Origin of the sequence: Bacillus sp. ZY-1-1, from assembly GCF_003047165.1 — a bacterium.
GTDB classification, from domain to species: Bacteria; Bacillota; Bacilli; order Bacillales; family Bacillaceae; genus Bacillus; species Bacillus velezensis.
This window is the reverse complement of record NZ_CP027061.1, coordinates 313,719-329,648: the sequence shown is the minus strand read 5'-3', so window position 1 is coordinate 329,648 and position 15,930 is coordinate 313,719. Positions and strand designations below refer to the sequence as shown.

Annotated in this window: 16 protein-coding genes and 1 pseudogene; 7 read left to right on the top strand and 10 right to left on the bottom strand. The window is 48.4% G+C overall.

The window, feature by feature from the left end; genetic code table 11:
* Positions 1-104: 104 nt before the first annotated feature.
* From C5I45_RS01670 to C5I45_RS01660, 3 genes and pseudogenes are all read left to right on the top strand, one after another.
* Positions 105-419: a PadR family transcriptional regulator gene (locus C5I45_RS01670; RefSeq protein WP_014306027.1), complete on the top strand. Its 315-nt coding sequence runs from the start codon at positions 105-107 to the stop codon at positions 417-419.
* Positions 420-974 carry an HAAS signaling domain-containing protein gene (locus C5I45_RS01665; protein ID WP_024085924.1) on the top strand — a complete coding sequence of 185 codons (555 nt, stop codon included), beginning with the start codon at positions 420-422 and terminating at the stop codon, positions 972-974. It begins immediately after the preceding gene.
* A gap of 97 nt (positions 975-1,071) precedes the next feature.
* Positions 1,072-1,359, top strand: a pseudogene (locus tag C5I45_RS01660) (ATP-binding cassette domain-containing protein); the annotation flags it as partial.
* Here the strand turns inward: C5I45_RS01660 and C5I45_RS01655 are convergent.
* Both C5I45_RS01655 and C5I45_RS01650 read right to left on the bottom strand, forming a co-directional pair.
* On the bottom strand, positions 1,340-2,203 hold the full coding sequence (locus tag C5I45_RS01655; protein WP_003151016.1) for an octanoyl-[GcvH]:protein N-octanoyltransferase: 864 nt from the start codon (positions 2,201-2,203) through the stop codon (positions 1,340-1,342). The pseudogene C5I45_RS01660 and the gene C5I45_RS01655 sit on opposite strands and share 20 nt — an antisense overlap.
* A gap of 46 nt (positions 2,204-2,249) precedes the next feature.
* Positions 2,250-3,149, bottom strand: coding sequence for a cysJI operon transcriptional regulator CysL (locus C5I45_RS01650; protein WP_003151014.1), 900 nt, complete (start codon positions 3,147-3,149; stop codon positions 2,250-2,252).
* Between the two features lie 115 nt (positions 3,150-3,264).
* Between C5I45_RS01650 and C5I45_RS01645 the strand changes: the two genes are divergently transcribed.
* Positions 3,265-4,242 carry a YeiH family protein gene (locus C5I45_RS01645; RefSeq protein ID WP_107994193.1) on the top strand — a complete coding sequence of 326 codons (978 nt, stop codon included), beginning with the start codon at positions 3,265-3,267 and terminating at the stop codon, positions 4,240-4,242.
* A 36-nt stretch (positions 4,243-4,278) separates the two neighbouring features.
* Here C5I45_RS01645 and pta read toward each other — a convergent pair whose 3' ends face one another.
* Positions 4,279-5,250: a phosphate acetyltransferase gene (gene pta / locus C5I45_RS01640; RefSeq protein WP_003151012.1), complete on the bottom strand. Its 972-nt coding sequence runs from the start codon at positions 5,248-5,250 to the stop codon at positions 4,279-4,281.
* A 262-nt stretch (positions 5,251-5,512) separates the two neighbouring features.
* Here pta and hemQ point away from each other — a divergent pair, with 262 nt between their 5' ends.
* Both hemQ and C5I45_RS01630 read left to right on the top strand, forming a co-directional pair.
* Positions 5,513-6,277, top strand: a complete 765-nt coding sequence (hemQ, locus tag C5I45_RS01635) for a hydrogen peroxide-dependent heme synthase (protein ID WP_003151011.1) — start codon at positions 5,513-5,515, stop codon at positions 6,275-6,277.
* Between the two features lie 119 nt (positions 6,278-6,396).
* Positions 6,397-7,176 (top strand): NADPH-dependent reductase BacG, encoded by a 780-nt coding sequence (locus tag C5I45_RS01630; RefSeq protein WP_107994192.1) that lies wholly within the window; start codon positions 6,397-6,399, stop codon positions 7,174-7,176.
* Between the two features lie 16 nt (positions 7,177-7,192).
* Here C5I45_RS01630 and C5I45_RS01625 read toward each other — a convergent pair whose 3' ends face one another.
* The 7 genes from C5I45_RS01625 to C5I45_RS01595 form a co-directional block, all read right to left on the bottom strand.
* A complete protein-coding gene (locus C5I45_RS01625) occupies positions 7,193-8,392 on the bottom strand; it encodes a transaminase BacF (protein ID WP_107994191.1) in 1,200 nt (399 codons plus the stop codon).
* A gap of 12 nt (positions 8,393-8,404) precedes the next feature.
* Positions 8,405-9,586, bottom strand: a complete 1,182-nt coding sequence (locus tag C5I45_RS01620; protein ID WP_107994190.1) for a bacilysin exporter BacE — start codon at positions 9,584-9,586, stop codon at positions 8,405-8,407.
* Positions 9,583-11,001, bottom strand: a complete 1,419-nt coding sequence (locus C5I45_RS01615) for an alanine--anticapsin ligase (protein ID WP_048367779.1) — start codon at positions 10,999-11,001, stop codon at positions 9,583-9,585. The genes C5I45_RS01620 and C5I45_RS01615 overlap by 4 nt, the downstream gene beginning before the upstream one ends.
* 17 nt (positions 11,002-11,018) lie before the next feature.
* Positions 11,019-11,780 carry a dihydroanticapsin 7-dehydrogenase gene (bacC, locus tag C5I45_RS01610; RefSeq protein WP_003151003.1) on the bottom strand — a complete coding sequence of 254 codons (762 nt, stop codon included), beginning with the start codon at positions 11,778-11,780 and terminating at the stop codon, positions 11,019-11,021.
* Entirely contained in the window at positions 11,777-12,487 is a 711-nt protein-coding gene (locus C5I45_RS01605; protein WP_003151000.1) for a 3-((4R)-4-hydroxycyclohexa-1,5-dien-1-yl)-2-oxopropanoate isomerase, read from the bottom strand. Before C5I45_RS01605 ends, bacC begins: the two co-directional genes overlap by 4 nt.
* Positions 12,477-13,091, bottom strand: a complete 615-nt coding sequence (locus C5I45_RS01600) for a bacilysin biosynthesis protein BacA (RefSeq protein ID WP_003150997.1) — start codon at positions 13,089-13,091, stop codon at positions 12,477-12,479. The genes C5I45_RS01605 and C5I45_RS01600 overlap by 11 nt, the downstream gene beginning before the upstream one ends.
* A gap of 161 nt (positions 13,092-13,252) precedes the next feature.
* Positions 13,253-14,491, bottom strand: a complete 1,239-nt coding sequence (locus C5I45_RS01595; protein ID WP_043867522.1) for an MFS transporter — start codon at positions 14,489-14,491, stop codon at positions 13,253-13,255.
* A 222-nt stretch (positions 14,492-14,713) separates the two neighbouring features.
* Between C5I45_RS01595 and C5I45_RS01590 the strand changes: the two genes are divergently transcribed.
* Complete coding sequence (locus tag C5I45_RS01590) at positions 14,714-15,916, top strand: multidrug effflux MFS transporter (RefSeq protein WP_014306037.1); 1,203 nt, start codon at positions 14,714-14,716, stop codon at positions 15,914-15,916.
* Positions 15,917-15,930 lie beyond the last annotated feature (14 nt).

Genomic DNA, 15,930 nt, shown 5'->3' with positions numbered 1-15,930 from the left:
AATTCCTCATCCCAAATGGTTCTTGGGAATTATTGATCGATTAGCTACTGTGCAATACACTGTATAGAGAATACAATTATTAGATATGATGGGAATGATAGTAAATGAGTAGCCAATTACGAAAAGGAGCATTGGAACTTTGTGTGTTGTCCCTGCTTCTTTATGAAGATTTATATGGTTATGAATTAATCAAGGTCATAAGTGAAACGTTCCCTGTATCGGAGGGCACCATCTACCCCATATTACGAAGACTTACGAAAAATAACTATTTAAAAACGTATACAGCAGCTTCAGATCAAGGCCCGTCACGCAAATATTACAAAGTAACAGAAGAAGGCGCCTTTTATCATCACACATTAAAATCGGAATGGCTTGACCTGTCCGAAAAAGTGAACAGCATCATTAAGGAGGGAAAATGAATGTGTAAAGACCAATATTTAAAACATCTCCGGCGGGAAATAAAAGATCTGCCGGAATTTGAGCAAAAAGAGATACTCGCCGATATCGGCGAAATATTCCAAATGGGCGTCGCTGAAGGAAAAAGCGATGAACAAATCGCCGGCAATTTAGGAAACCCCAAAACACTTGCGCGCGCCTTAAAAGCGGATATTTTCATCAGTGATGCCGAGGAGCAGAAAACATGGCGCTCCTTTTTCAAAGCATTCGGCCTGATGCTGGGTATGGGCATGTTCAACTTCATGTTTATGCTGACACCGTTTCTTTTTGCCTCTGTTGCGGTGTTAAGTTTGATGGCAATCGGCCTGATGCTGATGACCGGATCATTCTTTCTCCTCATAAAAGTGCCGATTGTAACAGCCATTTTTAACGGATGTATGGTCCTCGGAGCGGGTATGGCGGTGTTTATGGCCGGATTTGATCTTTCGAAACTGATATTCCGCATCTTTTTGCGCTATTTCAAATGGAATGTCAGCATTGTAAGGAGGGAAACCATTGAATCGAAAAATGTGGTATAGCATTGCTCTCATTTTAATCGCTGCCGGCCTGATCGGAAGCATGTTCTTCGGTTTTGACGGCTTTTACCCTAAATCATAAGGAAGGTGTGCAAGTAGCATGAGTGAACCAGCCCTGATATTAAAAGATGTCTCTAAAACCATCAATCATACCCCTATTGTACAGTCAATTTCTTTCGATGTGAGAAAAGGCGAGATATTCGGCCTTTTAGGGCCGAACGGCTCAGGTAAAACCACTATTTTCAGAATGATCGTACAGCTTATTAAAAAAACAGAAGGAGCCATTTCATTCAGAGGCAGACCGGACAGCGACTTTGAATATTTTATGAGACATATCGGGGTTATCATTGAAACAAAAAAGCCCGGACTCAGTCCAAGCTTTCCTGCGTGCCGAACACCTTCTCATTCCGTTCCAGCATTCGGATCAGATTTTTTTCAAATACCATTTCCTCTTCCGGCGATAATCCGGCTGCATACAGGCGTCCGCTGAGTTCCTTCAGTTCAGTCAAAAGCGCCAGCATTAAGTCCTGCACGGTAATGTCCGTTTGCAGCAATTCGCTTAATGAAGCCATCGTTTCGGGCCGGATATCGGGATATACGCTTTTTGTATCGTTGCTTTTGTCTTTTAAAGCGGCTTGATAGAAACGTCTGATCAGATCGGCGCGTTCGCTTCCGCTTTTATCGGCACAGAGGTAAATCTGAACCGCGGTTCCGCCCCGCAGGCGTCTTTGTGAGATTCCCGCGAATTTTCGGCCGCCGATGCTGAGATCATAGCTGCCCGGACAGTACGATCCTTTAATTTCATATGCTTCAATTTCGGCATTGTACGGACGCAGCATCCGCCGCACCAGCTCTGTCATCGCCTCGTAGCCTCTGTCAATGTCGATGCCTTTTTTCTCATCTTCAAAAATAAGAGAAATATTCAATACGCCTTCATCGAGAACGACCGCGAGGCCCCCGGAATTGCGGACAATGACACGGTAGCCTTCGCCCTCCAGCAATTTCACGCCGTCCTCTAAAAACGGCAGGCGTGTGTCCTGAATGCCGAGCACGATCGTCCGGTGGTGCACCCAAGTGCGTGCCGTCGCAGGCGATTCCCCTTTGCCTACGGAGGCGCACAGCGTATCATCCATTGCGAATGACTGCTTCGCATCAAAATAAGGGCCGAGGCTGGATTGGTCAATGATTCTCCAGCTCGGCTGCATCAGTAAATCAATCGGTTGCTTTCCCATCTATATTAAATCCCTTTCGTCATAGGCTTTCCATGCATTTATTATATCACTCCGCTTGAGATGATTGAAATTGGCTTTTCAAAAGAGCGATGAAGATTTCTTTGTTTTTTGTGTTCTCCATAATGGAAGATTGGATGATAGACAGTTTCCGTTTTAAGGAGAATCCTTTTATCTCAAGCACGGAAATGCTGCCGTGAAGCAGATCCTTTTGCAGCACGCTTTTTGACAGAACGGAAAGACCCATTCCGCTGATCACGGCTTCCTTGACGCCCTGGTTGCTGCTGATCGTCATCATGGATTTCGGCCGCAGTCCGTTTGATTGAAGGACGTGGTCTAAATATTCCCTCGTTCCCGAACCCTTCTCCCTTGTCACCCACGCTTGATTTTGCAATTCGGCAGCCGGGATGTTTTTTCTGCCGGCGAGCGGGTGTCCGTTCGGTGCGGCAATGCACAATTCATCCTCCATAAACGGCTGAATGTCGAGCTCGTTTTTCCCCGTATGCCCTTCAATTAATCCGATATCGGCTTGAAGCATCCGAACCGCTTCGCTGACCTCCTCCGTGTTTCCGATCATGACGTCCAGGTTCAGCTCGGGATACTCGTCATGAAGCTTTGCGAGAAGCGGCGGCAGAATATATTCGCCGATGGTAAAGCTCGCGGCGATTTTGAGCTTCCCTTTGACATAATGATGGTGGGCGTAAATTTCAGATTTCGCCTGTTCGTACAAAAAGACCATCTGCTTGGCGCGCTGATAGAGAATGTCCCCCGTCGGCGTCGTCGTAAAGTGCTTCGGAGAGCGGTTCAGCAAAGCGGTTTGAAATTCTTTCTCCAGGTTTTTAATGTGAAGGCTGACGCTTGGCTGAGAAATCATCAGCTTCTGCGCCGCCTTTGTAAAGTTTTTTTCTTCCACGACGGCAATGAATGTTTTCAGTTCCCCATAATACAAAAAGCATCGCCCCTAATCATTATTTTTCCTAATCGTTTAGATCATATAAATATATTTTACTAATGATTAAGACCGCAGTAAAGTGGAGTTATCAAGATAATGGGAAGTGACTGAGATGAAGATAATAAAGGGTATTTCAGTTACCGCAGGAATTGCGTTTGCGGCCTTCTATGTCAGCCGCCTGCCGTTTTTGCATATGCTCGGAATGCTTGTCCTTGCCATGCTGATCGGCATGCTCTGGCGCGCCGTATTCGGACAGCGGGCGGCATTAGAGCCGGGGATCGCGTTCTCAAGCAAATACTTGCTGAAAGCAGGCATCATCCTGCTTGGCATGAGACTGAATCTGGCGGATATCTATCATGCGGGCTGGCACGTATTTGCAATTGCCGTCTGCTGTATGATGTTTGCGGGTGCCGTTGTATACGGACTGTCCCGGCTGTTCCGTATAGATCAGACACTCAGCACGCTGACAGCCTGCGGCACAGCGATCTGCGGGGCGGCTGCCATTGCCGCGATCGCGCCGCAGATCAGATCAAATGAAAATGCAGCCGCCATCAGCGCGGCCGCCGTTTCGTTATTAGGAACCGTTTTTACTGTTGTATATTCTCTTGCTTATCATGGATTGGGGTTTTCTCCTGCGGCTTACGGGGCCTTTTGCGGGGCAACGCTTCACGAAGTGGCGCATGCGGCGGCGGCCGGCAGCGCCGGAGGAAAAGCAGCCGTCGAGATGGCGGTGATCGTCAAACTGACCCGGGTCGCGCTGCTCGTCCCGGCCGCATTCATGCTCGGAATGCGGGCGCGCCGCAGCGGAAAGTCAAAGACGGCTTCTGCCGTTTCGCTCCCCATCCCCTGGTTTATCTTCGGATTTCTCGGAATGAGCGCCATCCATACATCAGGCGTTATTTCAGCTTCGTTTTCCGCGTTTCTTGTTCAAGTGTCTTATGTTTTAATCGGCATGGCGATGGCGGGTCTCGGTTTGAAAGTCCATATATCGGCGTTTCGTCATAGCGGCTGGCGGGCGCTCGCAGCAGGCTTGATCGGTTCTCTCTGTTTGTCCCTGTTCGGCTGGACCGCAGTGACATTCTTTCTATAAAAAAAGCCGGTCCTCGTAAAGACCGGCTTTTGCGGATTACAGCGCTTGAGCAGCCGTAATTAACGCAAGATTGTAGACGTCTTCCGCATTACATCCTCTGGAAAGATCGTTTACAGGCATATTCAATCCTTGCAGAATCGGTCCGACCGCTTCAAAGCCGCCTAAGCGCTGAGCGATTTTGTAGCCGATGTTTCCTGCTTCAAGGCTTGGGAATACAAATACATTCGCGTCTCCTTTAATGTCGGAGTCCGGCGCTTTTTTCTCCGCGACAGACGGCACAAATGCAGCGTCGAATTGGAATTCGCCGTCAAGCGTAAGCTCAGGCGCTTTTTCCTTCGCAATTTTCACGGCTTCAGCCACTTTGTCCGTCTCGTCTGATTTCGCCGATCCTTTTGTAGAGAAGCTGAGCATGGCAACGCGCGGGTCAATGTCAAACATTTGAGCCGTATTGGCGCTTTCAATGGCGATTTCGGCAAGGTCCTGGCTGTCAGGAGCAATGTTGATCGCGCAATCAGCGAACACATACTGCTCGTCACCGCGGGCCATGATGAAGACGCCTGATGTTTTTTTCACGCCTTCTTTTGTTTTGATGATTTGCAGTGCAGGGCGCACCGTATCGGCTGTAGAATGTGCGGCTCCGCTGACAAGTCCGTCCGCGAGACCTTTGTACACAAGCATCGTGCCGAAATAGTTTTCGTCCAGCAAAGCTTTGCGGGCCTGTTCTTCCGTCGCTTTGCCTTTGCGGCGTTCTACGAAAGCCTGAACGAGTTCTTCCATGCCTTCATATGTATGCGGGTCAAAAATGTCCACGCCGTCAAGCGTAAGATTTAATTCTTTCGCTTTTGCTTGAATGTCTTCTTTATTGCCGACTACGATCGGCTTTAATACCTTGTTGCCCGCCAAGTTATTGACCGCAACCAGGATACGTTCGTCCAACCCTTCAGGAAATACGATTTTCACATCTTTTCCTGCGACTTTTTCTTGTACTTTTGTAAATAAATCTGCCACGATATTCCCTCCTCTATGTTGACAAAAAACGCTTACTTTTACAGCATACTCTTCTTCCAGCTAAATTCAAATAACCAACTTCTATTATAGCGCTTTCAAAAAGAAATCTTATTTTTCTAACTAATTTAATTGACGGTTTGTTTCACGGCTTAGTTTCTGACACAAGGCTTCGGATTATTCAAGGTTTCTCCACAGCCGAAACGGTTAAACTGTGATATAGTGAAGGCATCAATGTAATGAAAAGATATAGGAGTGAAGATACATGAGTGAGCAGCAAAAAACGAACGAAGCCGCCCAAACACTTGACGGCTGGTACGCGCTTCACGATTTCCGCACAATGGACTGGACGTCATGGAAGATGTTATCCAGCGATGAGCGCCTGTCGATTATTCACGAATTTACGGGACTGCTTGAAAAATGGGGCGTCGCCCAAAAAGAAGGCAAAGGCTCGCAAACCATCTACAGCATCGTCGGACAGAAAGCTGATTTCATGCTGATGATTCTTCGCCCGACAATGGAAGAGCTGAACGAAATCGAGCTTGAATTTAACAAATCAAAGCTTGCTGAATTTACGATCCCGGCTTACTCTTACGTGTCCGTGGTTGAGCTGAGCAACTACCTCGCAAGCGGAGAAGGCGATCCGTATGAAAACCCGCATGTCCGCGCACGCCTGTATCCTGAGCTGCCGGAAGCGAAATACGTCTGCTTCTATCCGATGGATAAAAGAAGAAGCGGCAACGACAACTGGTACATGCTTTCTATGGATGAACGCAGAAACCTGATGAGAAGCCACGGCTTGATCGGACGGAGCTATGCCGGCAAAGTCAAACAGATTATTACGGGATCTGTCGGTTTTGACGATTACGAATGGGGCGTCACGCTCTTCAGCGATGATGTGCTTCAGTTCAAAAAACTTGTTTACGAAATGCGCTTTGATGAAGTCAGCGCGCGCTACGGAGAATTCGGTTCATTTTTTGTCGGAAACCGCTTGTCTCTCGACACGCTTCCGAAGTTTTTGCACGTGTAACACCCACCCGCCTGTCCGGCGGGTTTTTTCTTTGTCAGAATTTAAATAAAATTTGCTATTTTTATCATTTTTTTTTACGATGTAAAGGAGATTCCATTTTGGTAAAGGGGTGCAGACAGTTGTCAAAACGAACCGCATTTATTATGGGAGCCAGCCAGGGGATCGGCAAAGCGATCGCTCTGAAACTGGCGGACAATGGCTTTTATACCGTCATTAATTCACGAGTTCCCGAAAATATCGAATCGGTAAAAGAAGAGATCCTCGCCAAACATCCGGATGCGGGCGTCACCGTTCTGGCCGGCGATATGTCGGACCAGAAGGCGAGAGCCGGCATTTTTGAAGAGATCAAATCACAATGCGGACGGCTTGATGTATTGATCAACAACATTCCGGGCGGCTCGCCGGATACCTTTGAAAGCTGCGATATAGAGGATATGACAAATACCTTTACGAATAAAACGATCGCCTATATCGACTCTATGAAAACGGCCGCAGCGATCATGAAACAGCACGAATTCGGCAGAATCATTAATATCGTCGGAAACCTATGGAAAGAACCCGGCGCCAATATGTTTACCAACAGCATGATGAACGCCGCTTTAATTAATGCCAGCAAAAACATCGCCATTCAGCTTGCGCCTTTTCACATTACTGTCAACTGTCTGAATCCCGGATTTATCGCCACAGACCGTTATCACCAATTCGTAAAGAATGTCATGAAGCAAAACGGCATTTCTAAAGCGGAAGCGGAGGAACGGATTGCCTCAGACGTCCCGATGAAGCGTGTCGGAACTGCGGAAGAAACCGCGGCGCTGGCTGCCTTTCTTGCCTCTGAAGAAGCCTCCTATATTACCGGACAGCAAGTGTCAGCCGACGGCGGCAGCATGAAAAGCATATAATAAAAACATCCCGCTCTCAGCGGGATGTTTCTTGTAATGAAGGAAAGGACAAATCTAGCTTTTGAATCCGCAGCACGAATTCCCTTAAATCGCCCTGTTTTGCCACCATTGATATTCTGACATAACGCTTTCCGCCGCTGCCGAAAATCTCGCCGGGCGTCACGACAACATGGGCATGCTCCAGCAGATAGTCTGAAAACTGGTGTGAAGACTCGAATTCATTCGGAATTTCAGCCCAGACATAAAAAGTCCCTTTCGGTTTTTCAATGCTCCAGCCTAATTCCTTTTCACATAACGCCGTGAAAAAATCAATCCGTTCTTTATATGTGCGCTTCAGACGCTCCGTATGCTCAGGATTTCCTGACAGCGCCGCCGCTGCCGCCTGCTGAAGGCCGCCGAACATGCCGACGAAGACGTGATCCTGAAACTCATTGACCGCCTGAATGATTTTCTCATTCCCCACGGCAAATGCCATTCTCCAGCCTGCCATATTGAAGGTTTTCGAAAATGAATAAAGCTCCGCGCCGACCGTTTTCGCTTCTTTCGCCTGAAGAAAGCTGGCCGGGTTCTGATCAAATTCGAACGCGCCGTATGCAAAATCGTGAATAAGATGGATGTCATGTTTTTTTGCAAACGCAGCCGCTTTTTCATAAAACGCCTGATCCGCAGTCGCGCCCGTCGGGTTATTCGGGTAATTCAAAAACATCAGCTTGGCTTTTTTCAGGACGGCGGGATCAATCCGCTCAAAATCCGGCAGATAGCCGTTTTCCGGATGAAGCGGCATCTCATACAGCTCCGCTCTGGCCATTGTGATTCCCGATAAATACTCAGGGTAGCCGGGGTTCGGGACTAAGGCGATATCGCCGGGGTTCAGCAGGCATTGCGTCAAAACGTACAAACCAGCCTTCCCTCCGCCGAACAGCGCGACTTCTGTCTCCGGATTGACCGATACCCCGTACTCTCTCTCATAAAATTCCGCGATGGCTTCTTTCAGAAACGGATAGCCTCTGAACGGGCCGTATCCGTGATACGAAGGATTCAGCGCAGCTTCCCTCAATGCTTCAACGATATGCGGCGGAGTGGGGAGATCGGGATTCCCCTGGCCGAGATTAATAATCTGGGCTCCCGTTTTCTCCATCTCTTTTACCTTTTGAAAAACGAGCGAAAATTCCTGTTTCGGAAGTGTCTTGATGACATCGGACGGTATGATTTCCATCTGAAAGGCTCCTTATAAATGGATTTGCTCTGATTCGTTATTCCGTTCTGAAAAGGATTTATTGACCAGTTTTGTATGCAGAAACAGCCCGCTGATCAAAAGGACGATAAACGCCATGATGACTGCCGCGTCTACAATGTTGATCAGCATGGAACCGGCGGCGATGCACAATCCGATGGACGCCTCCGCCACCGAAAAGATCCGGCCCTGAATCTGGTTCGCCGCGTTCTCCTGAACTTTGACCTTTGCCAGCACTTCACCGTATTCCATTGCGATAAAGAAAAGAATGGCGGCAATGACTGACACGGCGAAAATCGGGGTAAACAAAAACAGCGCAAGCGAGACGATCGATAACACTGTAAAATACATCAGCCCTTTATTGTTGTTAAAGCCCCATTTGCTGACAAGAGCGGCGCCGATAAAGCCGCCGAAGCCGATACAGAACGTCAGGATGAAATTGCCGATTTCCCCGTCGCCTAAAAAGCGGCTGACAATCGGGAAATAGCTGTAGACGACACCCCACAAAAGCGCCATCGTAATCATCGTGAACATGGCGTTTAACACAAAAGCATTTGTTTTGATTTCCTTCAGGCCTTCTTTAAACGACTGAAAAGCTTCCCTTACGTTTTCTGACTGAATCGGCACGTATTGAAGCTTAATGCGGCTGATGAAAAACGCGGAGACAAGATAGGTCACCCCGTTAAACGCGACGGCAAGCTCCACAGAACCGCCTAACAGAAAAAGTCCGCCGGCTGCAGCGCCGACAATAATCGAAATCGTCGTGGCTTTTGCAAACAAAGTGTTGATATTTTTAATATCCGCTTCTAAAGACGACATGACCGCGAGACGTGCCGGGTTAAAAAACACGCCGCTTCCGTACGAGACAAACAGCAGCGCCAGAAAAAGCAGCGGATATTCGCCTTTCGGGAGAAATGTCAGCCCCAAAAAGATGACACCTCTGATCACATCCGTCCACAGCATGATTTTCACCCTGTCGAGCCTGTCCACGAGCACGCCTAAAAACGGCTGAAACACCATCGGAATACTGCGGACCGCGATAACGCCGGACGTCACCCAGTAGTCATGATAGTATGTAGACAAAATGAGCAGGGCCGGGAGAACGCAATAGTCTCCCATAAACGAAAGCGCCTGCCCGAAAAGCAAATACTTCGAGTTCGGTTTCAGCTGTTTCATACCGGTAACGCATACTTTGCAGTCAGCTTCGCCTGCTGCTGAATTTGTTTGATTGATTCGGCCACGTCACCCGAATTGCTTCCTTTCAGCTCAAACGCCGCAATGCTGTTGAACGCTTCGAACAGCCGCAGATCCACGGATGTACCCGCCTCGGCAGCCGAGAAAGAAACGAGTTCGGTGTCTCCCTTTAAGACGCCGTCGGGAATGTCAATGCTTTCAATGACGAAATCGACAGCTGTCTCAGGCAGCTGGCCGTTCTCTTTGAAATGCTGAGGATACAAGTGGCAGTCGGCGACATAACATGGCTCCTGCTCCAATAATCCTTTCGGCAGATCGGCTTCTTTTCCGAAACAGAGAACATCCAATAACAGCTGCGCCATGTCGACGCCGAAGACCTTTTTAATATTCGGAATCATGTTCCAGCCCGCAAATCGTGCCGCTGATTCAATCAGTCCGGCTTCCCGGTTTTTCATTAATTTAATTTCTGTATGTGTCGCGCAGTTTTCGAGGCCGAGTCCTTCATTCGCCTTTTTGGCAGCTTCGACGATTTTCCGCTTTGCGTCATCATCCAGGATGGACGGCGTAATATGGGATGTCTCCGTGAATCCGATTTGCGGTGTTTTATCATGAATCGCCACAGGGAAGTATTCCCCGTCGGCCATGATGCCTTCTATGCTGATATAGTCGGAATAACCGCTTGTTTCATACCAGTCGTCATACTCGCCCTGCAAAAATTCTTCCGCGATAAAAGGCGCTTCAAACGTGACCGCTTTCGGTACGTTAATCGACTTCAGGTATTCATTGACTTTGTTAAATTCTGCTTCTGCCGTTTCCCTCTCTTTGATGAGCGTCACGCCGATGGAGCTCGCCAGATATGTAGGCTTCAGAATGAGCGGCGTTCCGATTTCCTGAAGCGCGGCGCGGAAATCTTCCAGCGTCGTCACCCGTTTATTTTTGATGGACTTGACGCCGGCCCGGTTGAAGGCGGCTCTCATTTTGTTTTTATCTCTGGCATTTTCAGCGGCCTGTACGCCCGCTCCCCGCAGGCCGAGACGTTCACACGCTTTTGCCATCGGAGCGATAAACAGTTCATTGTTGGTCGTAATGGCGTCAACCCCGAACATGTCAGCCACCTTGACGATTTCTTCGACGACTTCTTCCTCAGGTTTGTCATGATCTTCATGAGCCCAGTAAATCGAATCGGGATGCTCAAAATCAGCCAGACTCTTAAAATAGTCTTTATCTTTAATGACCGCAATCGAGTATTTTTCAATTAATGCCGCATGAGAGGCTGTAATTGCAAAAGGTCTCGGAATAAAGCTGACGAGGTTGTATTTTTCGGCTGCGCTTTTGTAAAACATATGCGGCGGGCATCCCCCAAGGTCAGCGATAACCAATACTGTTTTTCTCTCCATATGTAAACACTCCTTCTCTATTGTGCGGTGTATCCACCGTCTGCGGTGATCGCGCTTCCGGTCATATAGCTTGATAAATCCGAAGCGAGAAACAGCATGACGTTCGCTATTTCTTCAGGCTTGCCGAGTCTCAGCAGCGGATTGACTTTCGCTTTTTCTTTTTTGATTTCTTCAAGCGTGCCTTCGTTGTTTTCAAGGAACGACTTTTCATTCAAAGGTGTGTCAATGATTCCCGGGCACACGCAATTGACGCGGATGTTGTGTTTGGCGTAATCGACGGCCATCGAACGCGTCAGCTGCAGTACGCCGCCTTTAGAGGCGTTATACGCGGGAATGTCGGGCCATGCGACGACTCCTCCGACGGAGCACGTGTTAATGATATTGCCCTTGCCGCTTTTGAGCATATACTTGAGCGCGTGCTTGCTCATAAGAAACATGCCCGTCAGATTGACGTTGAGCACTTTGTCCCAATCGCTCAGCTCCATCTCATGAATCGGGGCGACAATTTCGATGCCGGCGTTATTGATTAACACATCCAATCCGCCGAACTTGTCAACCGCTGACCGGATGGCATTTTGACAGGCCGGTTCATCTGTAATATCCGTCTGCACAAAATGCAGCCTGTCATTGTTTTCTTTCCGGATCATCGCTTCTCCCTGCGCCTCATCAATATCCGCGACGACCACATTCGCCTCTTGATTCAGAAACGCCTGAACCGCGGCATAACCGATGCCTGATGCGCCCCCTGTGATGAGGACGGTTTTATCCGTCAGGTTCATGACTCTTTCGCCTCTAATTTTTTCGCTTTTGCTCTGTTATAGCGCGGAGGGAAAAAGATATTGACTGATTTTGAATCTTTTTCAAATCTGTTGATGGCGCCGTGATCTTCTCTCGGATCGCAGAAATAAGCTGTGCCGAATGTCATATCCACTTTGCAGCCTTCAATGGTCATATCATAGCCGCCGCCGATGCAGATGCCGATCTGTTCATTGCGGTGTTTATGGAACGGCATTTCTCCTCCGTTGCCCGGAATGTTGGCAAGCATGATTTCCACCCAGTCTTCCACGAAGAACGTGACTTCCATCCCAGGCAATAAGTCTCTCGTTTTAAAAATATTCAAAAAATAATCCTCAGGGCTTGTATAGGTTTCACCGGCTTTCAGGCGTTTAATATCAATGGCGATCACTTCTTGATCCGTCTCATTTCTTGCGCCGTGAGGCACGTTAGGAGGCGCGATATAGGCTGATTCCAGCGCTGTCATCTTTCTTGTGACATCTCCGACAGTCATGGACAGCTCGCCGGAAACGACAAGGCCGATTTGGACTTCCTTATGCTGATGAGGTTCCACGTTTGTATGCGGCGGGACGTAAGAAAGCAGAACTTCCGTATCGCCTCTGACGGACGAATATTGTCTTACTCCGTTATCCCATTCTATTAATTTAGGCGTCGGGAAATAAAGTTCCTGCAAATCTTGTTCAGTTTTCATCATGAATCTCTCCTTTTCCGAATAATGACCAGCTCATGGGAATGCTTTTAAATGTTTTGACAAAGTGAAGGCCGTACTTTTGTCTGGCCAGCTCATTTGTCAGCGCGATGTCGGACAAACCGTCCTTCACTCTTTTCGCGGCTGCGCTCGTTGAGTTCACCAGATCAAACGTGACATCTTTACGGGTAAAATACTTAATCAAATTGATAGGAGACGGGTGGGATACGATGACAGTCTTATCAAGCATGTCATCCGTATATTCAAAACCGGGCCGGACAGCCAGGCCGTACATCGGGGTGTCGCACCTGAAAATTTGCAGAAGCTGCAGATCCGGTCTCATGTAGAAGTGCTTAATGCCGTCATACGCGTGAGGCACAATTGTGTATTCCAGCGGACTTTGAAGCGTTTTTTCAATGCACGATTCAAATGTATCATGCAATGATAATTTGCTGTTCACCCCTTGGAGAAGGGTGAAATTGGTGATGAAGTTTTTTGCTGCGTACTCACTGCTTGTCCCTTCAGGACCGAGCGTGTTGATCGTAATCAGTTTAGATATTGAATAAGCCTTGCTTTTTGTTTGAATGCTATTATCCAATATAATCATGAGCACCAACCAATCTGTTAAATTTTAAGTAAATATTATCCATAGACGTTCAAGCTGTCAATATTATTTGAAAATATTGATAATTATTCCTATATATTAGAAAACACCTTATGATATAAGGTGTTAAAAATTTACATTTACAAAATTATAGAAACTTTATTTTACCGATACAATGATTGGTCGGTCTTATGCTCATATTTTCCATACCTTCTGTATGCGAAAACGCTGAGGACAAAGCCGATGAGGGTGACGGCCGCACAGATAAATCCGACAGCTGCATATCCGTATCCGACATAGACCGGACCCATGACAGCAGAACCCAAGGTGACGGCCAAATTGGACGCCAGACTGTAAAATGCCATGATTTTGCCCCGGCGGCTCTGTGAGCAATCACTTAAAATAGTGCTGAGCAAGGTCACCGTCAGGCTTTGCATCAATCCCCAGACGAATAACCCGATGACCAAAAACGGCATTGATGACGGCGCATAGGCGAGACAGGAAAGCCATATGCTGATCACGGCCAATGCCGCGATCAAAGAGCGCATTTTCCCCGCCTTATCTGCGATTTTTCCGGTGAACACGCTCATGGAAAAACCGATTCCGTACACCATGATCAGCAGCCCTGAAGCTGTATTCCCACCCGGCATCACGCGGTGAAGATATGTACCGAGAAAGGAATACATGCCGTAAAAACCGATCATGTTGCAAAAAGTGATCGTGAGATATACAGGGACACGGGGCACCTTCAGCGCATCCCGGAAAGTGCCTGCCTGCCGTCCGTTTTCCTCTTCTGTTTTATTCCCATCCGCCGTGCTGCGGCGCGCCTCAATGAAAATGAGCGAAGCAACGAGGACAGACATGAGGGCGAAAATCCAAAACGTCCACCGCCAATTCAAAACGCCGCCGATAAAAGAGCCGATCGGAACGCCGAAAATCAAAGCGAGCGACCAGCTTGACACGATCAGACCCATCACCTTGCCGCGGTACGCATAAGGCACACGGTCGCCGACCACCGCATATGCTGTCGGCACAAACGCACCCGCTGCAAGCCCGGAAAGCGCCCTGCCCAGAAAGAAGAAAAAGAGATTGTGCGCCAGCGCGCAGATCACCGTGCCGGCCGTAAATATAAGCAGTCCCGCCAGCAGACTGAGTTCCCGGGAATATTTATCTCCCAGCGGAACGAGAAGCGGCGCCCCGATAAAAATCATCACTCCGTAAATACTGATGGAAAGCGCCAGCACACTGACATCCGAGCTGAAAGCCCGCGCTAAATCCGGAAGCAGCGGAGAAATCACCAGCTCTTCAGAACCCGCGGCAAATACCCCTAATGTCAAAGCAAGCGCGAGACAGACCGGAAATCGGCGTTTCGTTTCGATGTGATCGGTTTGTTTGCTGTTCATGCTCTTTGAACACCTCTTCCGTAAAACTTTTCTACCTTTTGTTGTTTTATAGTTTAGCATCCTTATATTTCATTTTACATTTCACATGAAAACTAATTCTGATTTTTTATTTACATTCATATTTTAAATAAAATATTTAGTTTATATTCAATAAATGATATAAAATACGCCGTCTGGTTATGCTATAGTGATAGAATCATTTGTTAAGGTGGGGGTCATGAAATGAATAACGCTGATTCAAAGGCCGCCCGCGCAGGCCTCGGCATGGTACTGATTCTCGGGACGCTCGCTTCATTCGGGCCGCTTTCGCTCGATATGTATCTGCCCGCTTTGCCTGAAGTGGCGGCCGATCTTCATACGACAGCGTCACTTGCGCAGCTGAGCCTGACGTTTTGTCTTTTGGGTCTGGCTGTCGGGCAGATCGTTGTCGGGCCGCTCAGTGATATGATCGGGCGCCGGAAGCCGCTGATTCTGTCATTGCTGCTTTATACGCTGTCTTCTTTATTATGCGCCTTCAGCCCTTCTGTTTCGTTTTTAATTGTCATGAGGTTTATTCAAGGTTTCACCGGGGCGGCCGGAATCGTCATCGCACGGGCTTCCGCACGCGATATGTATTCCGGAAAAGAATTGACGGCTTTTTTCTCATTACTGATGCTCGTCAATGGGGCGGCGCCGATTTTAGCGCCGATTACAGGGGGATTTATCCTACAGTTCGCCGGCTGGAAAATCGTATTTATCGTGCTGGCGGTGATCGGCTGTATCATTTCTGCCGCCGTGCTTACGGCGTTGCCTGAATCACTCCCGCCGGAAAAGCGGACAAGCGGCGGACTCCGGGAGACGCTGATGACGTTTCGCGGCCTGCTTGGCGACCGGATGTTTATGGGATTTGCGCTCAGCCAGGCATTTGTGATGACCGGCATGTTCGCATATATTGCCGGGTCGCCGTTTGTACTGCAAAACATCTACGGCGTATCGGCCCAAATGTTCAGCCTGCTGTTCGCCGTAAACGGTGCGGGAATCATATGCGCCACCCAAATCACCGGACGGATGGCCAAAACACATGATGAACGGAAGCTGTTTGTCTCCGGTCTGATGATTGCCGTCATCGGGAGCATCGCTTTGCTTTTATCACTTGCGTTTGGTTTAGGCCTGGCGGCAGTCTGCATTTCTTTATTCATCATTGTTTCTTCTGTCGGGATCGTCACGACGACGGGATTTTCTTTGGCTATGCAGAAACAGGAGAAAGGCGCGGGAAGCGCTGCGGCTCTTCTCGGACTCCTGCCCTTTATCGGCGGTGCGGCTGCCGCTCCCCTTGTCGGTATTGCCGGAGAAGAAAATGCCTGGCCGATGGCCGTCAGCATTTTCGGTTTTCAGTTCTGTGCCGTTCTATCCTATGTTCTGTCGGCCAAACGAAACACAAAGTAAAGCCCGCCGCTTTA

Coding starts and splice junctions, on each gene's coding strand:
- C5I45_RS01600 (WP_003150997.1), bottom strand. CDS start 13,091: ATGATTATATTGGATAATAGCATTCAAACAAAAAGCAAGGCTTATTCA.
- C5I45_RS01670 (WP_014306027.1), top strand. CDS start 105: ATGAGTAGCCAATTACGAAAAGGAGCATTGGAACTTTGTGTGTTGTCC.
- C5I45_RS01665 (WP_024085924.1), top strand. CDS start 420: ATGTGTAAAGACCAATATTTAAAACATCTCCGGCGGGAAATAAAAGAT.
- C5I45_RS01645 (WP_107994193.1), top strand. CDS start 3,265: ATGAAGATAATAAAGGGTATTTCAGTTACCGCAGGAATTGCGTTTGCG.
- bacC (WP_003151003.1), bottom strand. CDS start 11,780: ATGAACCTGACGGATAAAACCGTCCTCATCACAGGGGGCGCATCAGGC.
- hemQ (WP_003151011.1), top strand. CDS start 5,513: ATGAGTGAGCAGCAAAAAACGAACGAAGCCGCCCAAACACTTGACGGC.
- C5I45_RS01655 (WP_003151016.1), bottom strand. CDS start 2,203: ATGGGAAAGCAACCGATTGATTTACTGATGCAGCCGAGCTGGAGAATC.
- C5I45_RS01625 (WP_107994191.1), bottom strand. CDS start 8,392: ATGGAAATCATACCGTCCGATGTCATCAAGACACTTCCGAAACAGGAA.
- C5I45_RS01605 (WP_003151000.1), bottom strand. CDS start 12,487: ATGAAAACTGAACAAGATTTGCAGGAACTTTATTTCCCGACGCCTAAA.
- C5I45_RS01620 (WP_107994190.1), bottom strand. CDS start 9,586: ATGAAACAGCTGAAACCGAACTCGAAGTATTTGCTTTTCGGGCAGGCG.
- C5I45_RS01590 (WP_014306037.1), top strand. CDS start 14,714: ATGAATAACGCTGATTCAAAGGCCGCCCGCGCAGGCCTCGGCATGGTA.
- C5I45_RS01595 (WP_043867522.1), bottom strand. CDS start 14,491: ATGAACAGCAAACAAACCGATCACATCGAAACGAAACGCCGATTTCCG.
- C5I45_RS01615 (WP_048367779.1), bottom strand. CDS start 11,001: ATGGAGAGAAAAACAGTATTGGTTATCGCTGACCTTGGGGGATGCCCG.